Raw genomic sequence first — 8,469 nt, 5'->3', positions numbered from 1 at the left:
CTCGGGGAGCGAGGCGTCATAGTTGCGGGCCCAGTAGAGGACGCGGGCCTTCTCTCGGCGGGCGACCAGATTGCCGGGGTCGTCGGCGAGCACGGTGTCGTACTGCTGCGCCGACTCGTCGTACTTCTTCTGCCAGGAGAGGGTACGGGCCACCTGCAGTTTGACCTCGGTGTACTTGGGATTCAGCTCCAGGACCTGGCGGTAATTGCGCAGGGCCTCGTCATAGTCGCCGCGAGAATTGGCGGCGCCGGCGGCGGCCAGCAAGCCGGGAATGGGGCCGGGCGGAGCCGGGGGCGCGGGCGGCGCCTTGGGAAGCTGCACTGCGACCTCAGCGGGCGGCGTCTCCAGAGTGTCGAGGGCGGCGGCCACTTCCTTGTCGGAAGGATTGCGCTGGGCCAGGGTCTCGAGCATGGCATGAGCTTCGTCCTTGCGTCCCATCCAGATCAGGGTGAAGGCCTTGCCCACGGCGGCGTCATAGTTCTGGGGATTGCGCGCCAGCACCTTGTCGTAGAACTCGACCGCGCCGGGGAAGTTGCCGCGCCAGGAGTTGAGCTTGGCCATGCCGATGAGGGCTGAGGCATTGGCGGAGTCGGACTTCAGCACACGCTGATACTCCTCTTCGGATTCGGGGTACTTCTTGGCGAAGGCCAGCAGGCGAGCGTACTCCAGGCGCATGAGGGTGTTCGAGGGGTTGCGCCGCATGTAGTCCTGCATGACGGAGACAGCCTGCTCAGAGTCGCCGCTGCGCAGCAGGGAGTTGGACCAGGCCAGCAGATACTTGGTATTGGCGGGCTGGGCCTTGGCCAAAACGCCGTAGTGCTCGGCCGCGCCCTTGTAGTCGCCGGCGGCGGTCTGGGCGCGGGCCAGGAGCAGACGGGTGTCCTGGGACTTGGGGCGGAGTTCGACAGCGCGAGCCAGCCACTTGGCGGCTTCGGCGTTGTCCGGAGACTTGCCGTTCATGTAGGCCCGGCCGAGGTTGCTGCAGCGCAGGAAATCCTGGTCGAGCACGGCGCCGGCCTCGAGGGCGCGCACGTAGGCGGAGCGAGCCGAGTCCCACTTGCCCTGGGCGGAGTAGCGGTCGCCCTGAAGCACCAGGGCGCGGCCACTGGGTTCCGCCGCCTGTGCCGGAGCGGCCAGTGCCAGCGCCAGTCCTGCCAGCACCAGCAGCAACTTATGGACGGTTGAGATCCGCGAAGTCCTTTTGTACTCCATTGTATGACCTCTTCAAATAAGTATCGGGATGCACGGCATCCCACTTGCTCCAGGCGAGGCGTTCCGCCCGGCCGATGGTGCCGCCTGAGGCCGCCGGGAAACTCTCGGTGACGCTCAGGGTGCTCCAGTCTCCGCCGGCCGCACCCTTCACTGCGAAGACGCCGACCGACACCCCCGAACTGGGCACACTCCTCAGGACTCCAGCATCGTCAAAACCGAAGAAAACGTGCAGGCTGGAGGGGTCGGTAACCAGAAGCTTACCCCAGGGAATGCGCACCAGGATGGCTTTATCGTGGGTGTCGTAATACCACTGGGCCAGGGAATCAAAGTCGGTACTAGCGGGATCGGCGGTCCCGTAAGGCATGGCGGAGGCGTCGTAGCGCTGCTCCGGGAGGTTGACGCCGCGACCAGCGCGCTTGGGGTGCAGGGGGAAAACCAGGTCCTGGAAGGCGCCGGAATCCTGCAGCTTGGGACTGAACGAGGTCCTGGGAACCAGCTTGCCGTCGGACGTGGTTTCGTATGGGTTGTAGTTGTCGGCGACCAGCAGGCGCGAGGAGGCGGGGTCGCCGATGCGGATGAGGAAGCCGGCGCCTTCGGAGAGGCGCAGACCGCCGAAGGGGAGCTTCTCCAGCCCCACGATCGAAGGCGCGGTGTTCAGGGCGATGACATAGCTGGTGGTCTCGGCCGGGGGCCGGGCGCTGGGACCAGCCCCGCAGTCGGGACAGGGCGCTTCGAGGCGGAGATAGAGGAAGGCTTCATCGGCAGCCGCCCGCACCGAGCGAACGGAGCCCGAGCCGCTATAAAGGGTTTGGGCGGATTGCCAGCCGGTCGAGCCTCCGGTAAACAGGCGCCACTTGCTGGTGCGGTACCCGGCCAGGCCGTAGCGCTTGCGCGGGTCAAGCACGTTGAGCCAGAGAGTGGCGCGCTCGCGCGGGTTCTCGTAGTCGAAAAAGACCCGGTCGGAGCTGTACCACTCATCGAGCAGCTCGAAAACCACGCCTCCGGCGCAGCCCGCATCGTGGATGGTGTGGGTGAAGCGGGAGAGGATCTGCGACTGCTCCTCCTCGTTGTGTCCACCGTGGTTCCAGTTGTTGGGTAGGTAGTCGAGGACGCCCATGGAATTGGAGACGCCGTACTCGGTCACCACCAGCGGATAGGGGATGTGCGCCCGCAGTTCGCGCAGATAAGCAGCCATGGGGTTGATGCCCTGGCTGTCGCGTCCGTTGGCGTAGGTGGAATCGAGCGCGAAGAACTCGGGGTAATCCAGGAAGACGTGGTAGGAGGCAAAGAGACCGGCCCCGAAGGCGGGCTGCACGCGGAACTTGGCTTCGTCCAGGCCGGCGGCATTGGACCGGCCGGACTCGGTGGGGTGAAAGAGACCATCGGTGCGGGGCCAGTTGATCATGGCCACGGGGTGCTGGGCGTTGTAGGTATCGGTCTCGTAGCCGACCAGGTAGTCCAGCATCTCGGCCATCCATACCTGGGTGGGGGTAGCGTCCACCGCGCTCACATACTTGCCGTCATAGCTCTTCTTGCTGGGGTTGGAGAGGTTGGTCTGGGTGGTGACCACGGGATCGAACTCGCGGCCGAACAGGATCCCGCTCACGTAGGCCGAGATGTCCCCGTCGTAGACGCCGCTGTTCTTGCCCAGACGGGGCGGGACCTCGCCGCGGCCGTGCAGCGCATCCACCACGTAGCGCACCTGGGCCTTGGTGTCTTCGATGAACTTGGGGTCGTAGAGGTCGTTGCCCGCAGGGATGTCCACCTCGATCTGCTGATACAGGCTGAGTTTGCCGCCCTCGTTGCGCTGATGGCGGAAGGCGCGGTAGAAGGCCGGATGCATCAAGCCGTAGGCGCGGACGGTGTTGGCATTGGTCTGGCTGGCCATGCGCAGCCAGTTGGCGTAGGTGTCGTAGCGGTTGGGTGGGCTGGCGGGATAGAAGCCCGGAGCGACCGGCCCCAGGTTCACCCCGGTCACATAGAACTTCTCCCATTCGCCGCCGGCCTGCCGCCAGATGGCGCCCTCGGAAGCGCGGAAGCCAACCTGGGTCTGGGCGGGCTTGGAAAGCGGCGCCAGTTGGCCGGGAATGGGGTCGGAGGAGCCCAGCAGGCCAAACATCTCGTCGAGCGAAGCCTGGGCCGCCTTGCCGTAATCCTTGTCGTCGCGCAGCTCCTTGAAGAGGACCGACGCCTCCATGTCTCTTCCCAGGCGCACCAAAGCGCCGGCCACCAGCAGCTTGACGCTGGGATCGTTGCGGCGCCGCTGCAACAGGTCGGAGAGCACGGTCAAATCCATGGTCCCCCGGCCGGTCTCCAGGGCCACGAAGCCGGCGCCTAGCCGGGCCTCCTCGGCCTTGGGGTCGATGCCCAGGGCACGGTTGAAGTAGTAGCCTGCCTCCTCGAAGCGGCGGAGCTTGAGGTTGGTCCAGCCCATCATGAGGATGACGTCGAGGGCGTTGGGCTTGATGTTGTAGGCCTGGGTCAACTTCTCCAGGGCGTCCGAGTACTGGCCCTTCTGATAGTCCACCACGCCTTCCTTGTAGAACGGCTGGTACTGCTTGCTGATGCGGAACTGCCAGATCGCCACCGCGATGAAAAAGACCAGCATGCCGAGGATGACGCGGTTGGTGAGCAGGCTCTGGCGTTTCATGCTTGGCCTCGGGCCGCGGCCACGCGGGGCGCGGCGCCTTCATGCTCCACGTGCTCCCACTTGCGCAAGCCGGTGAAGTAGCGGAACACCCCCTGAGCGCGGAACAGGGTCACGATCTGCCGGTAGCCAATGTTCTCGAGGATGGCGTAGATCATCAGGATGAGAACGTGCTTCAGGCTGGGATAACGGTGCAAGGTGGTCTCTTCCAGCAGCACCGCGCCCATGGAGAGCAGGGTGCCGTATCCGACCGCCAGGAAAACGATGAGCAGGAAGAGCGGGAGCGGCATGGCGCCGATGATGAACGAGAACGGCACCAGGAAGGTTCCGAAGGCCTCGATGACGCAGCCGCAGGCCTCGATGTAGGCGTGGAAGGGCATGCTCAACATTCCGAGGGCTCCGAAGCGCGGATTGAAGATGAGCTTGTTGTGCTTCATGACCGTCTGCATGAGGCCGAGCTGCCAGCGGCGGCGCTGCCGGGCCAGCATGGAGAGGGTGCGCGGGGCCTCGGTCCAGCAGATGGGGTCGGTGGTGAACACCATCTGGTACTTGCGCTTGTTCTCCTTCATGAAGCGGTGGATGGTGGCGATGATGTCGATGTCTTCGGTGACCGTGTCGGTGGAGAAGCCGCCGGCCTGGATGGCGGTGTCGCGCTCCATCAAGCAGAAGGCCCCGGAGACGATGAAGGTGGCGTTCAGGACGTTCCATCCCGGGCGCCCGAAGAGGAAGGCGCGGATGTACTCCACCACCTGGCAGCGCTCCACCCAGGTCTTGGGCAGATCGATCTCGGCGATGCGGCCGTCGCGCAAGGTGCAGCCGTTGATGATGCGCACCACGCCGCCCGAGACCACGGTGCGCAGGCTGGAGTGCACGATGGGCGCGATCAGGCGCAGCAGAGCGTCGCGCTCGATGAGCGAATCGGCGTCCACGGTGCAGAAGTAGGGGCTGCGCGCCATGTTGATGCCCACGTTGAGCGCGTCCGGCTTGCCGCCGTTGGGCTTGGAGATGACGATCAGCTCCGGCCGGTCGGGGTTGTAGTAGAAGGCGGTGGGCAACTTGGCGGGCAGCGAGGGCCGGTAGATGAGGTCCATGCGGGTGAGCTGGAACTGCTTCACCAGCTGGCCGATGGTGCCGTCGGCGGAGCCGTCGTCCACCACGATGACTTCCTTCTCCGGATAATTCAGCTCCAGCACCGAGAGCACGGTCTGCACGATGGCGTCCTGCTCGTTGTAGGCGGGGACGATAAGGGCCACGGGCGGGGTCACGGGCGAATCGGAGATGTCGGCGTAGCCCTTCTGCCGGGCGAACTTGGCGTGCAGCGACACCGCATACAGCGAGAGCAGCATGAGGACGGTGTACACCAGGTTGGTGACCACAAAGTAGATGAGGATCACCGTGTTGAAGTAGTCCAGGAATTGGAGGGCGATATTGTGCATTTCATCCTCTCGAGGGCGGCGTAGGACCTCTCTGCGCCGACTGCCGCAGCAGCGAGCCGGCCTTGGCACCCACCGGGCCGGTGTCCTTCTTGGAAAGCGTGGTCAAAAGGTTGAGGAAGTCCTGGGTGGGCGCTTCCATCAGCGCCTCCATCAGCAGGATGCGGGCTTCTGGGGCGATGTTGGCGGCCACCGCCTGGGTCAGCAGCGTGGTCTTGCCCATCAGGGTCATCTTGCGGCAAACGTCCTGGGCTAGACCCGCCTCCTCGCCCCCGCCGGACAGTTCCTCCAGGAGGGTGCGGATCATCCCGGTGCGCTGGACCTCCTCCGCGATCTGCTCCGCGGCGTAGCGGTCCTTGGCCACGATGAAGTAGCGGTAGAGCTCGTTGCTGCCGCGGTGGCCGAAGGCGCTCAGGGTCTGGGCCGCAGCCTCGCGCACCCGCCACTTGTTGTCGGCCAGGCAGCGGACGATGTCCGGCACCAGGTCAGAGTAGAAGGGGTCGTTGCAGACGCGGACGGTGTGCAGGCGGACGAACTCGTTCTCGTCGGCCAGCAGCTTGCGTAGGACGTCGGTGGCCTGGGGCTCGCGGAAGTGGGCGATGACGGCAGCGCCACGGGCGCGCACGTCGGCGAAGGTATCCGAGGCCACCTTGGTCAGAAACGCCGTGCGGATCTCCTGGGAGAGATTGGCGCGGCTGATGGAGGTGTAGCGGGAGGCCTTGACAAAGATCTCGCGAACCGCGTCCACCACAAAGAAGCGCACCCGGCGGCTGGGATGGCTGAGGAAGGGCAGGAAGTGCGGGAGGTCCTCCAGGTTGTAGCAGATCAGCGCCGATTTGGTGGTGCGCAGAGAGACGTCGTTGCCTTCATCAATGGCCTTGCGCAGCTCCTCCAGCAGCAGGGGGATGGCGGCGGGATGGCGGTTCTTGCCGATGGCCTCGACGGCCACGCGCCGCACCTGGCCGGAGGGGTCGTGCAGGGCCTCGGCCACAAAAACCTGCGAGAACTCGGGCGCGAGCTTGCCCAGGTGATCCACGGCCAGGGCGCGGGGCACGGAGAACAAGCGCGCGCGGCGCATGGAGTTCCACATGCTCTTGGGCTGGCCGCTGGAGATGGCCGCTTTTTCCTTGCGGCGAGAACGCTCCTTGAGCTGGGCGGCGCGGCTGCGCCCGAAGGCGGTCCGGGCCCAGTGGTCCACGTAGCCCAGGGCGAAGAAGAGATTGCTCACGTGCTCAACATTGATAGGGTCGACGGAGGCCATCAGGCGTTCCTGTACCGCGTCCCGGGCCGCGGCGCCCGTGGCGCCACGCAGGCCCTCGGCCGCCTGCTCCGTAGTGATCTCGCCGTTGGCGAACTGCGAAAGCACGGTGCCATAGCGCTCGCGAGCCGCATCCTTGGCCCGGTAGTAGCGGTTGCGGGCGGCGCGGCGATAGAAAACGAAGATCAGGAACACCAAGTTGAGGGCCAGTACCGTCAACAGCAGGTACATGACCACTTGCGTCAGGTCCTCAATCAGGAACAAGGGGGTACTCCCAAGTGTTAGGAACTAGTTCTTGGCAAAGGGTGATCAGTCCAGGGGGGAGGCTGACCGAAAGTGTCCCTGCCCGGGGCTCCCCTTGTTCGGGGGTTCCGGCTGCAAAAATTAAGACTCCTGGAAAACGGCAAAAGTGCGGGCAGTATATCAAAGGAAGGGCAAATCCTAACCGAAAATTCGGTGGGGGCAGGCCCCCTTGTTCCGCTTTTGGTCAGCGGGGCCGGGCCGTTCGCGGGGGGCGACGGGAGCGGGCCGCAGACAGCTTTCCGGCGATAACCGCCTCCACCCGGGCCACCACCTGATCGAGGGAAAGCGCGGTGGAGTCCAGGACCAGAGCGCCCGGGGCCGGGACCAGGGGAGAGTGAGCGCGGGAGCGGTCGCGGAGATCGCGCGCGCGCAGTTCCTCCAAGACTTTTTCGGGGGGAGGGGCGGCCTCCCCGGGCTGCTGGCGGAAGCGGCGCTGGCCCCGGACCTCGGGGGCGGCGTCGAGGAAGATCTTCACTTCGGCGTCGGGAAAGACCTGGGTGCCGATGTCGCGGCCTTCCATGACCACGCCGCCGCGGGCGCCCAGCTCGCGCTGGCGGGCCACCATCCACTCGCGCACTGCCGGATGCACGGAAACGCGCGAGGCGGCGTCGGTGACGTCCTGCTCGCGGATGCGCTGGGAGACGTCGCGGCCGTCGAGCAACACGCGGTTGCCTTCGCCGGCTGCGGGCTCCAGCTCGATGCGCGAGCCGCGGGCCAGAGCCGCGAGTGCCACTTCGTCGTCGAAAGAGATTCCGGCTTCGATGGCCTTGAGCGCCAGCGCCCGGTACATGGCGCCGGATTCGATGTTGACGTAGCCGAGCTTCTTCGCCAGACGCGCGGCGAGCGAACTCTTCCCCGCCCCAGCGGGGCCGTCGATGGCGATTACCGGGCGGCGCGCGCGCGGCTTTGTCATGTTGTCATGCCTTCTTGTCCGGGCGCCGCGGAGCGGAGCGCCGTCGCGGCGGGCTGGCCTTGGGCCGCGGCGCAGCGCCCTGGGGCGCAACCCGGCGGAGGGTGACGGGCAGGCGCGGCGCAGCACCCTTAGGCGCCACCCGGCGGAAGGTGACGGGCGGGCGCGGCGGCGCGATCTGAATCAACGTCTTGTTCCCGACCGGGAGGAAGGCCAACTCGCGCGCCGACAGCAGCGCGTTGACGCTCCCCCGCACCCGGGAGCGGGGCGCAAGCCGGGAAAAGAATTCCTCCACCTCCTTGGCCTCCGCCGCCACCACGCACTCCAGGTAGCGGGAGACCAGGGCGGAGAGCGACTGGGCCACCGACAACCCGATCCCCTCCTGGACTGCCTCCGGGGCCCAGCGGTGCAGCAGCTCCCAGGTCGCGCCGGCTTGCGGACTCTCATCCACGCGCGCGATCTTGAGCGAGGCGCCCAATTCCCCCAGGGCCCGGTCGAGCGCGGCGTCCGAAGGCGCGCCGCCCAGGAGCTCGCGCAGACTGGCTTTGGTCAAGGGCTGCCCGCTCTGGCGCAGCGCCGCCCAGGTGTCGCGGGCCAAAGGAGAGAGCTGGACGGCGTCCGAGTCCTTCTTCCGCTCCGCTTTGGGATTGCGGTCGCCGACCAGCGCGTAGAAATAAGGAAGGACGGAGGCAGCGAGCAGCATGGG

6 protein-coding genes are annotated in these 8,469 nt (G+C 66.2%); all 6 read right to left on the bottom strand.

The features are described 5' to 3' along the window. Positions 1-1,212 (bottom strand): tetratricopeptide repeat protein (locus tag VGQ94_02595; GenBank protein HEV2021393.1); only part of this gene is annotated, 1,212 nt, incomplete at its 3' end. After that, positions 1,172-3,862 carry a hypothetical protein gene (locus VGQ94_02590; GenBank protein HEV2021392.1) on the bottom strand — a complete coding sequence of 897 codons (2,691 nt, stop codon included), beginning with the start codon at positions 3,860-3,862 and terminating at the stop codon, positions 1,172-1,174. The genes VGQ94_02595 and VGQ94_02590, both read right to left, overlap by 41 nt. Further along, positions 3,859-5,295: a glycosyltransferase gene (locus tag VGQ94_02585; protein HEV2021391.1), complete on the bottom strand. Its 1,437-nt coding sequence runs from the start codon at positions 5,293-5,295 to the stop codon at positions 3,859-3,861. The genes VGQ94_02590 and VGQ94_02585 overlap by 4 nt, the downstream gene beginning before the upstream one ends. A 1-nt stretch (position 5,296) precedes the next feature. Further along, positions 5,297-6,814, bottom strand: a complete 1,518-nt coding sequence (locus VGQ94_02580) for a HEAT repeat domain-containing protein (GenBank protein HEV2021390.1) — start codon at positions 6,812-6,814, stop codon at positions 5,297-5,299. A 223-nt stretch (positions 6,815-7,037) separates the two neighbouring features. Beyond that, positions 7,038-7,766, bottom strand: a complete 729-nt coding sequence (gene cmk / locus VGQ94_02575) for a (d)CMP kinase (GenBank protein HEV2021389.1) — start codon at positions 7,764-7,766, stop codon at positions 7,038-7,040. Positions 7,767-7,770: 4 nt separating this feature from the next. Then, positions 7,771-8,469: hypothetical protein (locus VGQ94_02570; GenBank protein HEV2021388.1), on the bottom strand; the 699-nt coding region annotated here is incomplete at its 5' end.

The organism is Terriglobales bacterium (genome assembly GCA_035937135.1).
In the GTDB taxonomy this organism is placed as follows: Bacteria; Acidobacteriota; Terriglobia; order Terriglobales; family Acidobacteriaceae; genus DASYVL01.
Note: the sequence above shows the minus strand (reverse complement) of the source record. Positions and strands in the feature narration are given on the sequence as shown.

Coding starts and splice junctions, on each gene's coding strand:
- cmk (HEV2021389.1), bottom strand. CDS start 7,766: ATGACAAAGCCGCGCGCGCGCCGCCCGGTAATCGCCATCGACGGCCCC.
- VGQ94_02585 (HEV2021391.1), bottom strand. CDS start 5,295: ATGCACAATATCGCCCTCCAATTCCTGGACTACTTCAACACGGTGATC.
- VGQ94_02590 (HEV2021392.1), bottom strand. CDS start 3,862: ATGAAACGCCAGAGCCTGCTCACCAACCGCGTCATCCTCGGCATGCTG.